Origin of the sequence: Psychrobacter proteolyticus (genome assembly GCF_003350005.1) — a bacterium.
Taxonomy (GTDB): domain Bacteria; phylum Pseudomonadota; class Gammaproteobacteria; order Pseudomonadales; family Moraxellaceae; genus Psychrobacter; species Psychrobacter proteolyticus.
Genome location: NZ_QLKS01000002.1, coordinates 417,467 through 436,172, shown reverse-complemented (window position 1 = coordinate 436,172; position 18,706 = coordinate 417,467). Strand labels below are relative to the sequence as shown.

General features: G+C 42.8%; 14 protein-coding genes. 6 read left to right on the top strand and 8 right to left on the bottom strand.

Annotated features, from left to right (window positions below):
* Positions 1–121 precede the first annotated feature (121 nt).
* Positions 122–523 carry a DUF1622 domain-containing protein gene (locus DXK30_RS06310; RefSeq protein WP_201507989.1) on the top strand — a complete coding sequence of 134 codons (402 nt, stop codon included), beginning with the start codon at positions 122–124 and terminating at the stop codon, positions 521–523.
* 79 nt (positions 524–602) lie between these two features.
* Here DXK30_RS06310 and dusB read toward each other — a convergent pair whose 3' ends face one another.
* The 4 genes from dusB to DXK30_RS06290 all read right to left on the bottom strand — a co-directional run bounded on the left by dusB (position 603) and on the right by DXK30_RS06290 (position 5,690).
* Positions 603–1,634, bottom strand: a complete 1,032-nt coding sequence (dusB, locus tag DXK30_RS06305) for a tRNA dihydrouridine synthase DusB (protein WP_114700966.1) — start codon at positions 1,632–1,634, stop codon at positions 603–605.
* 112 nt (positions 1,635–1,746) lie between these two features.
* A complete protein-coding gene (locus DXK30_RS06300; RefSeq protein WP_114700965.1) occupies positions 1,747–3,792 on the bottom strand; it encodes a BCCT family transporter in 2,046 nt (681 codons plus the stop codon).
* A gap of 310 nt (positions 3,793–4,102) precedes the next feature.
* A complete protein-coding gene (locus DXK30_RS06295) occupies positions 4,103–4,543 on the bottom strand; it encodes an HIT family protein (RefSeq protein WP_114700964.1) in 441 nt (146 codons plus the stop codon).
* Between the two features lie 127 nt (positions 4,544–4,670).
* Positions 4,671–5,690: a hypothetical protein gene (locus tag DXK30_RS06290; RefSeq protein WP_114700963.1), complete on the bottom strand. Its 1,020-nt coding sequence runs from the start codon at positions 5,688–5,690 to the stop codon at positions 4,671–4,673.
* Between the two features lie 204 nt (positions 5,691–5,894).
* On the opposite strand from DXK30_RS06290, the gene DXK30_RS06285 reads away from it, so the two are divergent.
* From DXK30_RS06285 to DXK30_RS06275, 3 genes are all read left to right on the top strand, one after another.
* Positions 5,895–6,650 carry a hypothetical protein gene (locus tag DXK30_RS06285; protein WP_114700962.1) on the top strand — a complete coding sequence of 252 codons (756 nt, stop codon included), beginning with the start codon at positions 5,895–5,897 and terminating at the stop codon, positions 6,648–6,650.
* Between the two features lie 220 nt (positions 6,651–6,870).
* Positions 6,871–8,757 (top strand): dihydroxy-acid dehydratase, encoded by a 1,887-nt coding sequence (gene ilvD, locus DXK30_RS06280; RefSeq protein WP_114700961.1) that lies wholly within the window; start codon positions 6,871–6,873, stop codon positions 8,755–8,757.
* Between the two features lie 250 nt (positions 8,758–9,007).
* Positions 9,008–10,255 (top strand): cation:proton antiporter, encoded by a 1,248-nt coding sequence (locus DXK30_RS06275; RefSeq protein WP_114700960.1) that lies wholly within the window; start codon positions 9,008–9,010, stop codon positions 10,253–10,255.
* 55 nt (positions 10,256–10,310) lie between these two features.
* Here the strand turns inward: DXK30_RS06275 and DXK30_RS06270 are convergent, their stop codons facing one another.
* From DXK30_RS06270 to DXK30_RS06255, 4 genes are all read right to left on the bottom strand, one after another.
* Entirely contained in the window at positions 10,311–11,759 is a 1,449-nt protein-coding gene (locus DXK30_RS06270) for a serine hydrolase domain-containing protein (protein WP_114700959.1), read from the bottom strand.
* Positions 11,760–11,970: 211 nt separating this feature from the next.
* Positions 11,971–12,543 (bottom strand): beta-lactamase hydrolase domain-containing protein, encoded by a 573-nt coding sequence (locus DXK30_RS06265; RefSeq protein WP_227670686.1) that lies wholly within the window; start codon positions 12,541–12,543, stop codon positions 11,971–11,973.
* Between the two features lie 58 nt (positions 12,544–12,601).
* The gene (locus DXK30_RS06260) at positions 12,602–13,516 is read right to left on the bottom strand and encodes a MaoC family dehydratase (RefSeq protein WP_114700958.1); all 915 of its coding nucleotides are present in this window, start codon (positions 13,514–13,516) and stop codon (positions 12,602–12,604) included.
* 324 nt (positions 13,517–13,840) lie between these two features.
* Positions 13,841–15,241, bottom strand: coding sequence for a 3-oxoacyl-ACP reductase (locus tag DXK30_RS06255; protein ID WP_114700957.1), 1,401 nt, complete (start codon positions 15,239–15,241; stop codon positions 13,841–13,843).
* Positions 15,242–15,789: 548 nt separating this feature from the next.
* Between DXK30_RS06255 and DXK30_RS06250 the strand changes: the two genes are divergently transcribed.
* Entirely contained in the window at positions 15,790–17,304 is a 1,515-nt protein-coding gene (locus DXK30_RS06250) for an acetyl-CoA C-acetyltransferase (RefSeq protein WP_114700956.1), read from the top strand.
* 186 nt (positions 17,305–17,490) lie between these two features.
* A complete protein-coding gene (gene ppk2 / locus DXK30_RS06245; RefSeq protein ID WP_240314084.1) occupies positions 17,491–18,570 on the top strand; it encodes a polyphosphate kinase 2 in 1,080 nt (359 codons plus the stop codon).
* The last annotated feature ends 136 nt before the right edge of the window (positions 18,571–18,706 follow it).

The window sequence follows — 18,706 nt, the reverse complement described above, 5'->3', positions numbered from 1 at the left end:
GTGGGCTTTAGCTAACGGGACCTTTACAAAACTCATCGTCGACATAAATATTTATAAATACATTTTTAGCTTGTTGCTAAGTACTATGCTTTTTTCTAATCAATTATGAGGAGTATCTGCTTTGATAAACACACTAGCTCACTATATCGACTTAATTGCCAAAATGATCGAAGTCATTGGCGTCCTCATTATGTTTTTTGGGCTATTTCTTGCTTTATATAGGGCTTTTCGAGCATCGAATCATTTTAATAACGACACTTATGTCGAGATCAGACAGACCGTAGGCAAGTCTATATTGTTGGGGTTAGAAGTACTGATTGCCGCTGATATCGTGGCTACTGTCGTCACCGAGCCATCGCTGCGCAGTGTACTAGTGCTAGGTTTTATCGTACTGATTCGAACCTTTTTAAGCTTATCGCTACAGGTTGAACTAGAAGGTCGATTCCCTTGGCAAAATAGAAAACCTGCGCCTGACAAACAGTCTGATACTGATACTGATACTGTGCCAATTGATAAAGCATAGCTGTCTGACAAAAATACCATCAAGAAACGATGTATAGAAATGATTAGCACTGGCTTATAAAATAAGACTCAAGCGTTTGCTATTCATGCGCCTGCAAAAAATTTTCGACTACTTTAAATTGCCCAGCGGTACTTTCTTCGCCATACATCGCTTGTCTAAAGGCATTAGAGTTTGGAATACCTGTCGTATACCATGCAATATGTTTGCGAGCGATGCGGCAGCCTGAATACTCCCCATAGAAACCATAAAGCTCTTGCAAATGGGCCAGCACGATCTCTTTTATCTCACTGACGCTCGGTGCCTCTAAACACTCGCCAGTACGCAAAAAGTGCTCAATATCGCGAAATATCCACGGCTGCCCTTGTGCAGCACGCCCAATCATCACCGCGTCACAGCCTGTCATTTCATAGACGTGTTGGGCTTTTTGTGCGCTATCGATATCACCATTGGCTATAACAGGAATACTGATACTTTCTTTGACTTCGCGTATCAGCTCATAACGCGCATTGCCTGTATACATGTCCTCACGCGTACGTCCATGAATAGCAATCGCCGCAATGCCTGCCTGCTCAGCACGCTTGGCGACTCGCAAGATATTTTCACGACCATTTTCAAAACCTAGACGTGTCTTTAGCGTGACAGGCGCGTCCACTGCGTTGACCGTTGCATCTAGCAAACGCGCGACCAAATCTTCGTCTTGCAACAATGCAGAGCCTGCCAGCTTACGACAGACCTTTTTGGCCGGACAGCCCATGTTGATATCGATAATCTGTGCGCCATTATCAATTTGATAACGGGCCGCTTCAGCCAATTTGTCCGGCTCAGCACCTGCTATCTGCGCTGAAATAGGCGCAATCTCATTGTCAAAATTGGCACGGTACAGGGATTTTTTGCGCGCATAAAGTGCGGTATCAGCGATGATCATTTCACTGACCGCATGCCCCGCACCAAATGACTTACACAATCGGCGAAAGGGATTGTCTGTCACGCCTGCCATCGGAGCGACCATGAGACGGTTTTCAATCTTCAGGCCACCGACATTTAGTGGCTGCAATAGCGGATGGTCGGACACTGGTACAGACGTGGATACAACAGAAGAATCATTAGACATAAAAATAACGGCTTGATTTGTAAGGAAAACAAGCCGTTATTCTAAGGAATCCTGCATTTATTGCAAGCGATTAACGTGAATAGCTTGCATTAGCCATTCTCATTTCAATCCATTATTTATCAAGCACACTATCCTGCTCTAGCGTGATGTCATCATCATGCTCTTGCATGCGCCACGGTAGACTATCAGGCGATACATTAAGGAAGTGTAAGTACTTCTCGAACTGATCGATGATGTCATTAATCACTGATTCAGATTTGTAACCATATAAATCATATGTCTGACCTCCACGGCGTAGATACACCTCAGCACGATGATGATGCTCTTGCGGCAAGGTATCTACGCTGTCTTCAGTATAATAATCGGGCGCATCATGCTCAGATAAGCGCACTTCATACCAAAACTCGACATCGTCACCCCGTTGCAACTCAAGCACAGCACGGTTGTTGACCGCGTCATAATTGACCTCAGTCGTCCAGCCAGTTTCTGCAAATTTAGACGATACCTCCATCATCGATGGCATAACCACTTCTTTGATGTAATTCAACACCTTTTCACGTGTCGGCTTGTCAGCCATATAATCGATACGCTCCCGCCATGCTGACGGTTTGAGCAGATGCGGCGGTAGTTTGTTGTTTTGATCAAGGCTCTGATTACGATGTCCTTCGATACGCAGCGCACGCCACATGCCAAACATTGAAATAAGAATAATAATGGCAAAAGGTAGCGCACTGACAATAGCCGCCGTTTGGAGCGCCGTTAGACCACCTGCAATCAATAGGACCGCGGCTACAGCCCCTTCGGTCACTACCCAAAAACTGCGCTGCCACCACGGCGTATCACTGCGACCACCAGCTGCTAGCGAGTCGATTACCAATGAGCCAGAATCAGATGACGTCACAAAAAAAGTAATAATCAATAAAATGGTCAACGACGACACAAATTCAGTAAATGGTAAGTTCTCTAATAGTTTAAACAGAGCAATCGCTTGATTGTTTTGCACCTCACTGATTAATGAGGTATAACCATCGACCATAATCATATGTAGCGCAGTATCACCAAACACCGAAAACCAAAAGAACGTAAAGAAAGTTGGTACGAGCATCACACCCAATACGAACTCACGGATGGTACGACCACGGCTAATCTTGGCGATAAACAAACCCACAAAAGGCGCCCATGCAATCGTCCATGCAAAAATAAACAAGGTCCAGCTACCGATCCAATCGCTATTTTCGTACGCTTGTAAGCTAAAGGTACGCTCAACAATATTACCCAAATAGCTACCTGTATTTTCCATAAAGGCATTCAAGATAAAAATCGTCGGACCGACAACGAATACGAACAGCATCAGCGCCGTTGCCAATAGCATATTTAAAATAGATAAGCGTTTTACGCCCTTATCCATACCTGCCAATACCGATACCAATGCGGCGGCTGTCACCAATGCAATGGCAATCACCTGTACAGTCGTATTCACTGGAATAATATCTGGCAGTAAATAATTCAACCCCGCATTGATTTGCGACACTGACAAACCAAGACTGGTAGCAATACCGAACATCGTGCCCAGTATCGCAAACACATCGACAGTATGCCCAATAGGGCCATAGATTCTATCACCAATAAGCGGGTACAGCGTCGAACGTATCGATAACGGTAGACCATGCCGAAACGCAAAATACGCCAGTGACAACCCTACTACCCCATAGATCGCCCAAATATGAAAACCCCAGTGGAAATATGCAATTTGCATTGCCTCTTTTGCTGCGGCAATAGTCTGCGGGTCCGACATTGGCGGACTGGAAAAATGCATGACTGGTTCCGCTACTCCATAAAATAGTAGCGCAATTCCGTAGCCTGCCGAAAATAACATGGCAAACCATTCGAGGAACTTATACTCTGCCTCGGCATGATCAGGGCCCAGCTTAATACTGCCATAAGACGAAAATGCCAGTACAATAATAAACATCAAAAACAACGCCACGGCCAGCATATAAAACCAGCCGAACGTCTCGGTTGTGAAGGCAAGTACATCATTGAATAGCGCACCAGCTGCTTCAGGATTAATTGCAGTACCGATGACCAAGAGCAACATAATAATGGCTGATGGCACAAAAACGGGTAATAAAATAGTCGAACGAGGTAACTTACTCATGAAAAATAATATCCTCAAGATTTAACAATGCCTTTTTATAGAAAAGTTTTAATTAAGGCAAAGATTAGAAAATGTGTGTGAATGGTCATAATAATTATCACACTCTTTTCCAAAACCCTAGGAAAGCATCCAACTCGTAACATGACTTTAACGAATGTTACATGACTATTACCAAGAAAATAAAAAAGGCAGCTTGCTAGCTGCCTTTTGATTGTATATGTATTTTTTTAGTGATTTTTAACCTGTAAATATTTGACGACGTGAAGATACCCATGTTTTTCACTTATGTTAAAAGCATGCCGCTTTCTAACTAAGCATCAATCACTGCTAACAGTTTCTGCGCAATATCTGCCAAATCACTATTATCGGCTTGGGTCACCGCATGACGACCCAATTCATGAATACTTGATGGAATGAGATGTACATGATAATGAAAGACCGTTTGACCTGCTTGTGAACCATTTAACTGCATTTGGATAACGCCTTCACGCTCAAACACTTGACGTTGGGCTTGCATGACCTTTTTAGAGGTCATTAATACCGCAGCGGCGTACTCTGGCTCAAGATCTGCCAAATCTACCGCTTTTTGCTTCGGTATCACTAATACATGACCTTCTGCTTGCGGCATGATATCCATAAAGGCGAGCGTTTTATCATCTTCATATACTTTGTGATATGGAATATCACCGTCTAGCATTTTGGCGAAAATATTGTTGTCATCATAAGTAGTCTGTTGATTCAATTCAGTCATTATTTTTCCTTTGATTACATGATTATTAGATACTTCATTATATTTATAATGGTGCTGATCACTTTTTATATAGTGGACGAAATCCAAACTGAGTACAAGCCAACAATGTGAGATCAAGATTATTAAATCAATTATAACTGGCTTTGTTAACGAGCTTTAAAAAAATACTTTTCCAAAAAACAAACCAGCCATAAAAAAACCGGATACCAAAAACGATAAATATATATAAACCGTTGATATATAAATTCTCGAACCATGCTTCTTGATCTATCAGACCTAATGTGAACCAGTTTGCATTGGTTAAAAAACCTAACGTGCCAATAGTCATAAAAAATCCAAAGATAAGTGACCAAGCACAACTACGTAAAAAAGACATGACGCTATGAATATTTCTGGGATCAATCTGCTGCATACCCATAAACTTTAGTGGCTTCCACAATACGATCGACAATGCCGCTAAGATAGGAACAAACATGACCACTCGAATAAAGTGGTAAAACATTTCGACATCACCAAATGGAGAAGCCAAAAATGCCCATTCATCTCCAAAATATTCTTTCAGTATCTTTTCTTGTCCATTGTAATCACCAAATGACAAACTAAAGAGCTTCCTATTTTCGTTAAGTGGTGGTAGCGTCAAGTTATTATGTATCCAACCAATGCAGGCATTGACCCAGTCAGGCTGCCACACTAGGCTCAGACCCCTTATCCAGCAGCGGGTATACAATATATCGAATAGTATGAATGCAAATAAAAATGCCAGTGATAGCGTTTCTAGTCGGTTAGGTGGCAACTTGCCATTGCTAGTAATCTGCTTATGTACCTGCTCTCTTTGTTCAACATCTTCTATGCGGCCTAGCGTTTCATACACTTTGGCAGTGGCTTGAAACAGGTACGCATTTTTGCCTTTTATCATCCGATACCAAAACTTAGGAACACTTAAGGCCACACATAAGAGCAAAAACCATACTGAATTGAGGATTAGGTTTTGAATATCATTGAATACTGGTATGCGTATACCAATAGAAAACAAACCAACGAAAAACCAAAATAGGCATATGAGTAAGTAGTAGAAGAGATACTCTTCATAGAGACGATTTGATGTTATCCATTCTTGGATAGATTCATTATCAGAGAACTTTTTCATTAATTCCTTTGCTTATATTTCCATCCAAATTATCGACTATATTTTAGATTATTTTAATAGACAAAAGACTATTAATTTATAATAAGTTATTCAACTAAAGATATTATCTTATACGTATAAACTACCATCTTATCCCACCAATTTATTGGCGAGTCATGCCCTTAAAATGTTATATTATCCCTCTATTTTAATAACGTTATGTTTATGGATTTGCCTACTTTGCCAACTCAAAAAAATATGGATAACACTGCTGTAACCCTTGATAATCAGGAAGGATACTCTGATATTGAGAGTGAAAGCAGTACTCAAACCATTGATCCGAACGCTATCATATTAGCAGAAGCATTGACTGATAAAGCCATCAGCTGGCAGATACACAATTGTAAAATTATAAAGAAGACTGTTACACAAGATTTGCCACTGCCTTTTCTGTATCACTATGACAGTTTAGATGATGCGATCAAACAGACGCACCCGCTTACTCCTGAGCTACTGCTTCAATTCAATACACCCATGTCGGCTCATGAAGCTGCCAAATTAATTGGCATTGACGAAGAACTATTGACCAGTCCTTGGCATGTAAAAATTATCGGCTCGTTGGTAGTATTTAGTGAGGCATTGCAATTGGCCGTACGACTACACTGGACCAATACGGGTAAAGAGACGCAGCAGGTATATACTAAGGATGCCGCCGACGCTATTATTACCGCTTTTAAAGACTGGCAGTTTTTTGGTCGTGTAGACGTCCTTTATAAAAACAATAAGCAAATATTAATTAGTATTGACGAGCTAAACCCTAACACGCAAGCACTACCTGCCGAGTCACTGTTGACGATTGAAGCTAGCGGCGATTATCAACAGCTACTGGCTACTCATGCGCTTGCAGCCATTGTGAAATTAGAAGCAGACAAAGCTGATCTTCCTTGGTTTGACAAAGCCATATTAGAACGTATCGAATAGCTATTTTGAATAACTGTTTTTTTGCTCATCGCTTTTGATTATTAATTCGTTATTATTAATTCACTGTTATTAGCATAATGTTTTTAGTTATTCATATCTAATGGTATGGTAACGAATTAGTATTATTCACTAGTACTCACTCTCTATAAAAAGCACACTATCCCTATTAAAACTGAGGGTGCACATTTTAACAACCCCGCCTATTTGTAAGGAATATCACATGGATTATCGCTCAAAAACTTCTACCGGCGGTCGTAATATGGCAGGCGCGCGCGCATTATGGCGTGCAACCGGCATGACTGACGGCGACTTTGGCAAGCCAATCATTGCGATTGCTAACTCTTTTACCCAGTTTGTACCCGGCCATGTGCATCTAAAAGACCTTGGACAACTGGTCGCCCGTGAGATTGAGCAAGCAGGCGGCGTTGCAAAAGAGTTCAATACCATTGCGGTCGATGATGGTATTGCGATGGGCCATAGCGGTATGTTGTACTCGCTACCAAGTCGTGATTTGATCGCTGATTCTGTCGAGTATATGGTCAATGCCCACTGTGCAGATGCGCTAGTGTGTATTTCCAACTGCGACAAAATCACTCCGGGTATGTTGATGGCCGCCATGCGCCTTAACATACCAGTGGTGTTTATCTCAGGTGGCCCAATGGAAGCGGGCAAAATCTTAGCCAGTACCGTTGGTAAGAGCCACAATACCGATAGTAGTGACAGCAGTGCTGTTCGCAAGCTTGACCTTGTCGATGCGATGATGGATGCTGCTGATGATAGTATTAGCGATGAAGACGTCGCTGCTATCGAAGCTTCAGCCTGCCCTACTTGTGGCTCATGCTCTGGTATGTTTACCGCAAACTCGATGAACTGCTTGACCGAAGCTTTAGGCTTAGCTTTACCAGGTAACGGCTCACTACTAGCTACTCATTCATTGCGCCGCGAGCTATTTTTAGAAGCGGGTCGTACCATCGTGTCGCTTGCCAAGCGTCGCTACGAGCAAGATGATGACTCTGTGCTACCACGCTCTATCGCTACCAAAGCTGCTTTTGAAAATGCCATGAGCTTAGATATTGCCATGGGCGGCTCAACCAATACCATCTTGCATCTACTTGCTGCGGCCAATGAAGCAGAAATCGACTTTAAGATGGCTGATATTGACCGTTTAAGTCGCGGTGTGCCTTGCCTTGCAAAAGTAGCCCCTGCCTCACAGAAATACCATATGGAAGACGTGCATCGTGCTGGCGGTGTCTTTGCATTACTCGCTGAGCTTGATCGCGCCGAGTTACTAAAAACTGATGTGCCAACTATCCATAGCGCAACGATGAAAGAAGCGATCGATAAGTGGGACATCATGAACCCTGACAACCATGAAGCTCGCGCACGCTTCCTTGCAGCACCTGGTGGCGTACGTACCACGGAAGCATTCTCACAATCAAAAGAGTGGTCAAACCTCGACGTCAACCGTGAGTCAGGCTGTATCCGTAGTGCCAAACATGCCTACTCTACAGATGGCGGCTTAGCCGTACTATATGGCAATATCGCTGAGCGCGGCTGTGTGGTCAAAACCGCAGGCGTTGACGAAAGCATCTTGACCTTTACTGGTCGCGCGCGTCTATTTGAATCACAAGAAGATGCGGTTGCTGCGGTATTGGCTGACGAAATCGTTGCAGGCGATGTCGTCATCATTCGCTACGAAGGCCCTAAAGGTGGCCCTGGTATGCAAGAGATGCTATACCCAACGACTTATCTGAAGTCAAAAGGATTGGGTAAAGAATGCGCCCTACTGACTGATGGTCGTTTCTCGGGTGGTACATCAGGTCTATCAATTGGTCATGCTAGCCCAGAAGCTGCTGAAGGCGGGGCGATTGGTTTGGTCAAAGAAGGCGATAGTATTCATATCGATATCCCAAACCGTACCATCAACATGCAAGTAAGCGATGCAGAATTAGCTGCTCGCCGAGAAGCTATGGAAGCGCGTGGTCGTGATGCATGGAAGCCTGTTAACCGTGATCGTCATGTCTCGCCGGCATTACGTGCTTATGCTGCTATGACTACCAGTGCTGATACTGGTGCCGTACGTGATGTGAGTCAAGTCGAGCGTTAATCCATAAACTATTGATACTTCAAACATACTGATAAAGATATATTAAGCCTGCGCAATGCAGGCTTTTTTTTCACCAAAAAACAACGTAGCTGTCGTTTTGATAACTATTTTTTGCGGTAATTATTTTATTTTGACGTCATGATAAAGAGTATCCGTGACTGACTATCAACCATTGCTGTGAATTGTCATCAATACCTAAAACTACCCTCTTAAAATTGACCCTTAAAACATAACGACGTGCGTAAACCTTATGATTGAAAAATACAACTTATTCTTATTAATCTGCGGGATTGCCTTTTTACTCGGGGCCTTGTTTCCTGTTATTTTTAAGCGCACCTCTATATCATTACCGATGCTCCAAGTCAGCTTCGGTCTGATGATGGGCTACTGGTGGACGTCTTTATCCTTTTTAGACCCACTTGATAACGGTTTACTCATCGAAAAGCTGACTGAAATTGTTGTATTGGTCTCATTGGTTGGTGCTGGTATTAAAATCGATACAGAGTTGTCTTGGCGCTTGTGGCGCCCAACAGTAAGACTGCTACTCATCACCATGCCTATTGGTATTTTTGCGATGGCAGTCTTGGGGTATTACGCGTTTGGTTTGAGCCTTGGTGCAGCTATTTTATTAGGTGCAGTGTTAGCGCCTACTGATCCCGTGTTAGCTTCGAGCATTCAGGTGGGTCCTCCCAATACAGGAGGAGAAGACACACCGCGCTTTACCTTAACGTCAGAGGCAGGATTGAACGATGGCCTGGCTTTTCCGTTTGTGTATCTAGCGATTAAAATTGCGGAAGCATTCAGTGAAGGCAAAACCTTTACTTACGAGATGCTATGGTCGTGGTTTACTCATGACGTCTTGTGGAAGATTGGTGCAGGCGTAGTGGTGGGTGTATTGGTTGGTAAAATATTGGCCAAAGTCGTGTTTTCTAAACACACTCGCGAGACGACCATTTCGCAAGGCTATGTGGTTATTGCGTTGACGCTACTAGCCTATGGACTTGCCGAGTATGTACACAGTTATGGCTTTATCGCTGTATTCGTGGCTGCATTTGCGTTTCGTCGCTCAGAACGTGAGCATACCTATCACCAAAAATTACATGATTTCGCTGAGCAGTCAGAAGGCTTACTGATGTCATTAGTGCTAGTTATCTTCGGTATGTTCCTTGGTCAAGGGTTACAAGCAGGTGTCGAGCTGACATGGCGCGTCTATATCGTCAGCTTTACCTTCCTACTACTTATACGACCGATTGGTGGGTTTATTGCCTTATCAGGATTGAACCTACCACATACCGAGAAATACGCAATATCGGCTTTGGGTATACGTGGTATCGGTACCCTATATTATCTGTCCTATGCGCTCAATCAAGGGTTCTTCGCAGATGAAGATGCGCTTAAACTGTGGATTGTTTGTTCGATTGTCATTTTGACTTCTATCTTTATCCATGGTCTTAGTGCATCAAGATTGCTTAAAATGACACCAAACAAGCAGCATTAAAATTAATGCTGCTTATATTTAAAACAAAATCAATTCGCGGTTGAAGTTGGCACTATTAAAGTATCTCTTCTACCCAGCTCAAGACGGCTTCTGTCAGTGCAAACTGACGAACGTCATTGAGCATGGTGGTATCAAAATTATGAATAAAAGCAAATGACAATTGGCGCCCAGGGTCGCACCAAGCAACCGATCCGTTATATCCCATATGCCCAAATCCTGATAATGCAGGACTCATTCTCTTATCCGTATCATCGTTGTTAGCATACAAGCTGAATAATCTATGGTAGCCCAATCGCCAATTCATGGCCGCTGGCATAACCGCATCTAAACCCTCGACCTGCGGAGTAGATAACTGCTTAAAAGTAGCACTATCAATCAGCGTTTTTCCTTGCCATACACCGCCATTAGCAAGCATTGCATAAATCGTTGCCAGTGCTTTAGCGGAAGCGACACCATTTGCCGCTGGAATGACTGCCTGTAATGTTTGACGGTTATGATAATTAAGGGCATGTTTGCCAGCAGGTATCAGCGCGGCCTTATAGTTTTTTAGATTAAGCTGACTGGTATTGAAATATAAGCTATTGATACGCGCCGTATTCAATACAGGTTGTACGCTATCAGTATCAGAGCTATTCAAACTATCATCAAGGCTGTTATCAAGGCTGTTATCAAGGCTACTTTGCGTCTCAGCTGCACACTTGTCACTTAGCATTTTCTGTTGCCAGTAATGATAACTAGGTAAGCTTGCATAAGTACGTAAAGTCTCTTGAGAGTCTACTTTTAAGGTTGGTTTTTGGCGTCTCGATTTTAATTGGGAACTCGTAGCCTCTGTTTCTTCAAAATCTTTGGCCAATTTTGCCACCTGATCTACTTTGCTATCCGGCACACCAAAATAGCAGCTGTCGGCAATGCCCAGAGGCTCTGTTAGATACTGGCGCAGTGCTTCAGCTAGCGACAAATGAGTAACCGCCTCTACTACGCCGCCCAATACCCAACCGTAGACCAATGCACTATAAGCGCTGTCATATTTGGTCACATCTTCGGGAGAGATAATGGGCATCGCTGCAATGTGGTGCAGCATCGTATCCCAATCGAGTACTGTCTCGCTATCGACATCGATACTTTGAATCGAAAACAAATCAGCCTGATGTGACATGGCTTGTCGCAACGTAATTTGGTCTTTGCCTTTTGCAGCAAATTCTGGCCAGTAATGAGCAATAGGTTTGTCATAGTCAAGCAGCTGCTGCGAAACCAGCACATGAACCAACGTTGCCAATACCCCTTTACCGGTAGAAAAATTAATGGCTAACGTATCAGGCTGCCACGGCATATCAGGACGCGCCATACCTGTACTGGCTTGTGCAATACACTGACCTGCTTGATACACGGCCACAGCCCCGCCAGCAGGTGCATCATCAAGCTGCAAATCTGTCAGTAATTGCTGTAATTTGTTTTGAAAGTCAGCGTTTATGGGTGTATTAGAATTTTCTGCATTATGATTCATTATTATTACCTTGCTCCAGTGATATGAATTATTCTATTTTTAAGATGATAGTAATACACAAGCTATATAAAATATTCGAACCAGTATAAATGAATTGTGAGCCAATAAAAAAGGCCACCTATTGGTCGCCTTTTTTATTATTTATTTTAATGATATTTTTAAATTTTGCTCACGTCTAAGACAGCACTAATATTCAATGCCACAAATCTGGTTAGCGCGGTACTAACAAACGGTTATGAACTTCTTGTTCAAGCTTAGTCAGGCCATGACTGCGACCACGTTCCATCGCTGTATCCATCTTACGTCCACGTAACCATCCTGCCCGCAGCGCAATTGCGGCTCCTACTCTATTACCCGATCCACAGTGCATAGCGACTTTTTTGCCATGATGTTGACGTAGCACATTATCAAACGCCAATATTTTAAGCTGCTTTAGCTCTTTAGCGCCGCTGATAGGCAGCTGTTCATAATACATACCTGCCTGCTCAACTGCCGATGCCTCATCAAAGCTTAATTCGTCATCAGGCTGCAGGTTGATGACGAGCTCGACGCCCGCTTTCGCTAAAGCCGCAACTTTTTCGTCATCTAATGCACCGCACACAATAGTGTTTGCATCTGGACGAAAATAAGGCTCAAAGATATCGGCCAAATCAATGCCATTATCGGCACTAACATGAATGTTAGCGCCGCTATCGTTAGCAGCGACCGTATCAGTCGCGACCAAGCTATCTGTTTGATCTACGTCTATCGCGTTTTCTTCTGAAGGCATGTTTTGTGAAGTCATAATAATAAATATGTACGTTAAATATGGCTGTTAAAATAGAAGCTTTATGATGTTTATATTACTTGCTGTCGCTCTTTAAGGTCACAACACCCGCCAAATGCGGTTTATTGTTTTTAGAGCTATATAATCCAAACTCACAAGTATCATCTACGTTTTTGAGCTGGGCTACTGGCTCAGCAATCAGCTCTACTTCAGCTGGCAAAAAGATAGGCAGCTTAAATGAGACGTCAATTGTGTAAGCATCAGGCAAATCACCCATTAGAGCAAGACACTTAGCTTTTGACCACATACCGTGCGCAATCGCTTTAGGGAAACCAAACGCACGTGCTGATAGCGGATGCAAATGAATCAAGTTAAAGTCGCCTGAGACAAAGGCATAACGACGACCGATATCTTCCGGCACTTCAAAAATGCTATGAACACCTGCTTCGTTTACTTCAGGCTTGACAATTACTGGACGCGGCGCGCTCTTCTTATCTTTACTGCTAGGTTTCTTGCTACGTGATAAATAAGTCGACGTACCTTCCCAGATGACTTCATCTTCTGACTTTACGATAGTCACGAAGTCAAACTGCTGACCTTGGGCATGATCGCGCAGGTTATCAAAAGTGACCGACATTGCTACCGTTTCACGCTCTCCAATCGGGCGATACTGGGTGACGCTATTATCAACGTGAACAAGACCTAACATGGCAAATGGGAACGGCTCTTTGACCATCATGTTCATCTGCAGCGTCTGTGACAATACCGAGAAGTAAGTCGCTGGCACTTTACCATCATCAGCAAAACCGCAAATTTTGCGATAATCATCTAGGTTTTCTTGATCGATATGCAAGTCATCTACATAGTAAGTAGATTGTGGCAACTGGTCTCTACTGACCTTGCCACCATTACCGATAGGCAATAAGCTTTTGACAATATTGGCATAAGTGGTGTGCGCTTTTGGCAACGCATCATAATGTTTGTCTGACATAAGTACATCCTAAGTGTGGCTTGAACAAGTTCTTTAACGTATATAAAGACAATCTGCAGTCATTGACTAAAGCCTACTATTAAATCATCTAATAAGCATTAAATTTAATCAACCTCATGAGTATCTTTAATAGCAAAAAATAGTTTGGCTATTGGTTCTTGTGTTTTTATCATAAAAAAGCCACCCTTGGGCAGCTTTATTACACTTTATCAGAGATTATTTCGTAAGCATATGTGATACAAACGAGAAATAATAGGCCATATGATACAACTACTGTCTCTATCTGTACCTTATTTCTCACATATACCTATTAATTACTCAACATTATGCACCAAGTAAGCTTTGACCACAGACGCGAACCGTGTTGCCATTTAGACCGCCAGACGCAGGTGACGCGAACCATGCGATAGTCTCAGCCACATCTACTGGCAAGCCGCCTTGGCTCATTGAGTTCATGCGGCGACCAGCTTCACGAATAGCAAATGGAATGGCTTCTGTCATTTGGGTTTCGATGAAACCAGGAGCGACTGCATTGATCGTCATGCCTTTAGCATTGTCTTCTAATTGCTTGGCAGTTGCGTTAACCAAACCAATCACCCCAGCTTTAGAAGTGGCATAGTTAGTCTGACCCATGTTGCCAGCGATACCTGAAATTGATGATACACATACGATGCGTGCATTTTCTTTCAGTACGTCATTGTCCAACAAGTAGCGATTCAATCTAGCGATACTGCCCAAGTTGATATCGATGACCATGTTCCATTTTTTCTCATCCATCTTAGCCAACGTCTTATCACGAGTCACGCCAGCATTATGGATGATTGAATCTAGACCACCACGTTTTTGAGCAGCGTCAGCGATTTCTGCACCAGCGTCTTCACTAGTGATATCTACTGTCAAAGCAGAGCCGCTGATTTCGCTAGCAACTTTTTGTAGGTCAGCTTGCTGCTGCGGTACATCTAGACAGATAACATGCGCCCCTTCACGAGCCAATACACGAGCGATAGCTTCGCCAATACCACGACTTGCGCCAGTCACTAGCATAGTTTTACCGCCCAAAGGCTGGTTCCAGTCAACATCGACTGAGCTGCCTTTACTGACACGTACTACTTGTCCTGATACGTAAGCTGAACGAGCTGAGGTAAAAAAGCGTAAGGTTGAATCTAGGTTTTGCTCTGCGCCTTCTTCAACATAAATCAGCTGCGCTGTGATACCGCGCTTAAACTCTTTACCCACTGATTTCACAAAACCTTCAAGCGAGCGTTGAGCCATTGCAAATTCAATATCAGTGATGTTCTCTGGCGTACGGCCAACCACAACCACACGGCCTGATTTTTCTACGCGGCGTGCAACTGTATGGAAAAACTCGTAAAGCTCTTTTAGCTGTTCAGCATTGCTGATATTACTGGCATCAAAAAGCAGTACTTTGAATTGATCATCGCTACCCGTGTTGGCTTTTGCCTCAACGCCTGCATCAGCAAGTGCGTCTTTGATGTCATCACTGCTGTTTACATATACTTCGGCATGGACGTCTGACAGGATACGGGCAACAGATTCACTGACGCTCTTGTTATCACCAGTAGCACGGCCAACCAATACGCTACCACGCACCAAACGCTCACCGCTTTCGAAACGATCAAGCGTCGTTGGCATCGGCAAACCTAAGTTTTTTGCTACTTTTTTGCCAATAGAAGATTGAACAAAATCACCATAACGGTCTGACATAATATAATCCTTATAATTAATGATTCGTATAATAATAAAAAATGCAATGAATCTATTATATAGAGACATTGACATCGTCATTATTTAAATTTAGTAAATCGCCTCAAAACTAGCCTAACTATACACTTCCCTTATAAACAAGTCCAAAAACAGATAATGTCTACAACAATCTGTAAACAAGTCAGTATACAAGCCAGTCGTTTTTAGCAGCATTAAGCGCCACTATAACATGTTAAAATCTGACCTATAGGTTATGGCATACTTAACTATTGATAACAATATATTATCAAACGTACTGTTATGCAATGCTAATATTTCTTACTAGCCAGTCTATTACAGCGATGCGTCATGGTCATGAATCTACTACCGACCTCATACAAGCGTCACATAGTTTGCTAAAGAGATACATTAAGTGAATAAAAACGCCTTATGCTAAACAGCTGTATTGCGTAATAAATGATAATATTTGCTTGTATAAAACAACTTAACTATTTTTTATTATTACCTATCACTTTTTACTTCTACCCATACTTTTTAAGGATAATATTATGAGTAATAAAAACAATCATCCAGATAGCCCTGTAGTTGAAAGTACAGTTGTTAAAGCAACGGATACAAAATCAGATACAGCAAAAAAAGAAACCGCTGCAAAAAACACCACGACTAAAGACACCAGCACTAAAGAAACTGCTAGCAAAAAAGCGGTCGATGAAAAAGTAGAAACCACTGCTGCCAAAAAACCTGCTCCAGCTAAAAAAGCCAGCGCGACCAAACCAGCTTCAAACCTTAACCGTGTTGCGATCTTAGGTGGTAACCGTATTCCATTCGCACGTTCAAATGGATCATACGCTGATGTTAGCAACACAGACATGCTAACCGCTGCATTGGACGGCTTGGTTGAGCGTTATAACCTACAAGGCGAAACAGTAGGCGAAGTGGTATCTGGTGCAGTCATGAAACTTAGCCGTGATATCAACCTTACTCGTGAAGCGACATTAAATACCGCGCTAAACCCACATACGCCAACTTATGATATCTCACAAGCTTGCGGTACTGGCTTACAAGCAACCTTTGCTTCTGCTAACAAGATTGCACTTGGTCTGATCGATTCGGCAATCACTGGCGGTGTAGATACTACTTCTGATGCTCCTATTGCTGTCGGCGATGGCTTACGTAAAGTACTGATCAAACTTGGTGCGGCAAAAGACAACAAACAACGTCTAAAAGCGCTAATGGGTCTCAATCCAAAAGATTTAATCGATTCACCACAAAATGGTGAGCCACGTACTGGCCTATCAATGGGTGATCATCAGGCAATTACCACGCTTGAGTGGAATATCAGCCGTGAAGCGCAGGATGAGCTTGCGTTTAACAGCCATCAAAACCTAGCACGCGCTTATGACGAAGGTTTCTTTGATGACTTGATCACACCATACAAAGGCCTAACTCGCGATAACAACTTGCGTCCAGATACTACATTAGAAAAACTGGGTAAATTAAAGCCAGTATTTGGCAGAAAAAATGCCAATCCAACGATGACAGCTGCCAACTCTACGCCGCTTACTGATGGTGCTTCTTGTGTGCTATTGGGTACTGATGAGTGGGCAAAAGAGCATGGCCTAAAACCACTTGCTTATATCGTCCATCAAGAAACGGCAGCGGTAGACTTCATCGGTAAATCTGGTACTACAGAAGGCTTACTAATGGCACCAGCTTATGCGGTACCACGTATGCTTGAACGCGCTGGTCTGACTCTACAAGACTTTGACTTTTATGAGATTCATGAAGCCTTCGCTTCACAAGTACTATCAACCTTAGCTGCTTGGGAAGATGAGAAATTCTGTGAAGAGCGCTTAGGCTTAGATGCCCCACTAGGGTCCATTGATCGTAGCAAGCTAAACGTAAACGGTTCATCATTAGCCGCAGGTCATCCATTTGCGGCAACTGGTGGTCGTATTTTAGCTACTGCTGCTAAATTATTGGATCAAAAAGGTTCAGGCCGTGCACTTATTTCTATCTGCGCAGCAGGTGGTCAAGGCGTGACTTGTATCCTAGAAAAATAAGCTTGGTCACTTTTAAGTGAAAAAGATACGCTGACTTATTATTTTAATCAGTACATATCTATCAATAAAAAAATGCCCTTTAATTTATTTAAAGGGCATTTTTTATTGTCTGTACTTTGCTATGATAGAAACGACCTAGATAGTAGCCTCTTAAAAAAGCCGATACGCAAAACAAAGGTAATATTTATGGGTAAGACAAAAATTTTATTAAAAAAAATGAGGCAAGTTATTTTTGGCTCTGAAAAACTGGTGATGACAGAACCGCTTACAACCGCTGATTTTCAATCTCTAACGACTGAAGAGGATTTAGATCGGTACCATCAGGAACAAGCCATTCTTACTGAACGCATCGAAAAAGACATTCTTGATGATGATTTACGTCGAAAAATGCACCAAGACTTAATTGATACCTATGATGAAGAACTAGAAAATGAAATAGATGACTATGCACGTGACTTTCGTTTTAACGGACGTGAAATGAGCGAGCAAGAAAAACTGGATCGACGCACCTACTTTCAAGAGTTGGTACGACTACAGCGAGAACTGATAAAACTACAAGATTGGGTCGTTGATCGCGGTGAGCGTATTGTCGTTATCTTTGAAGGGCGAGATTCTGCTGGTAAAGGTGGCGCCATTAAACGCATTACCCAACGATTAAACCCACGCGTTTGCAGGGTAGCTGCCCTGCCAGCTCCCACTGAGCGCGAGCAAACGCAGTGGTACTTTCAACGTTACGTGGCCCACTTACCTGCAGCAGGCGAAATCGTATTGTTTGACCGTAGTTGGTACAACCGCGGAGGCGTTGAGCGTGTCATGGGGTTTTGTACTGACGCGCAATATGAGGAATTTTTTCAATCAGTACCAGAGTTTGAGCGTATGCTCGTACGCTCAGGCATTCGCTTAGTAAAATACTGGTTTTCTATCACCGATGATGAGCAACATGCACGATTTATGAGCCGAATATATGATCCGCTTAAGCAGTGGAAACTCTCACCGATGGACCTACAGTCGCGCCGACGCTGGGAAGATTACACCAAAGCAAAAGAAACCATGTTTGAGCGAACTCATATTCCTGAAGCACCCTGGTGGGTTGTCGAAGGCAATAATAAAAAACGTGCTAGGCTGAACTGTATTGCCCATTTGCTCGACCAAATCCCTTACAAAGAAGTGCCTCGTGACGAAATTGAGTTACCCAATCGCAAACGCGATGATGAATATTACCGCGAACCTATTCCCGATGATATGTATGTACCGCCTCGTTATTAAGCGACTAGCACCTACTACTATAAAAAATTAAATACACTTGATCTAAAAAAGCAGCCTTACTAAATAATAAGGCTGCTTTTTTTATATTAATAAGTTCAAAACCACAGCCAAACTTATTAAAGATACAGGTGTGATT

Bases quoted from the DNA above. Each gene is read 5' to 3' on its own strand.
- DXK30_RS06260 (WP_114700958.1), bottom strand. From the start codon at position 13,516: ATGTCAGACAAACATTATGATGCGTTGCCAAAAGCGCACACCACTTAT.
- DXK30_RS06295 (WP_114700964.1), bottom strand. From the start codon at position 4,543: ATGACTGAATTGAATCAACAGACTACTTATGATGACAACAATATTTTC.
- DXK30_RS06275 (WP_114700960.1), top strand. From the start codon at position 9,008: ATGATTGAAAAATACAACTTATTCTTATTAATCTGCGGGATTGCCTTT.
- DXK30_RS06265 (WP_227670686.1), bottom strand. From the start codon at position 12,543: ATGACTTCACAAAACATGCCTTCAGAAGAAAACGCGATAGACGTAGAT.
- DXK30_RS06255 (WP_114700957.1), bottom strand. From the start codon at position 15,241: ATGTCAGACCGTTATGGTGATTTTGTTCAATCTTCTATTGGCAAAAAA.
- DXK30_RS06290 (WP_114700963.1), bottom strand. From the start codon at position 5,690: ATGAAAAAGTTCTCTGATAATGAATCTATCCAAGAATGGATAACATCA.
- DXK30_RS06270 (WP_114700959.1), bottom strand. From the start codon at position 11,759: ATGAATCATAATGCAGAAAATTCTAATACACCCATAAACGCTGACTTT.
- dusB (WP_114700966.1), bottom strand. From the start codon at position 1,634: ATGTCTAATGATTCTTCTGTTGTATCCACGTCTGTACCAGTGTCCGAC.
- DXK30_RS06300 (WP_114700965.1), bottom strand. From the start codon at position 3,792: ATGAGTAAGTTACCTCGTTCGACTATTTTATTACCCGTTTTTGTGCCA.
- ilvD (WP_114700961.1), top strand. From the start codon at position 6,871: ATGGATTATCGCTCAAAAACTTCTACCGGCGGTCGTAATATGGCAGGC.
- DXK30_RS06250 (WP_114700956.1), top strand. From the start codon at position 15,790: ATGAGTAATAAAAACAATCATCCAGATAGCCCTGTAGTTGAAAGTACA.
- ppk2 (WP_240314084.1), top strand. From the start codon at position 17,491: ATGGGTAAGACAAAAATTTTATTAAAAAAAATGAGGCAAGTTATTTTT.
- DXK30_RS06285 (WP_114700962.1), top strand. From the start codon at position 5,895: ATGGATTTGCCTACTTTGCCAACTCAAAAAAATATGGATAACACTGCT.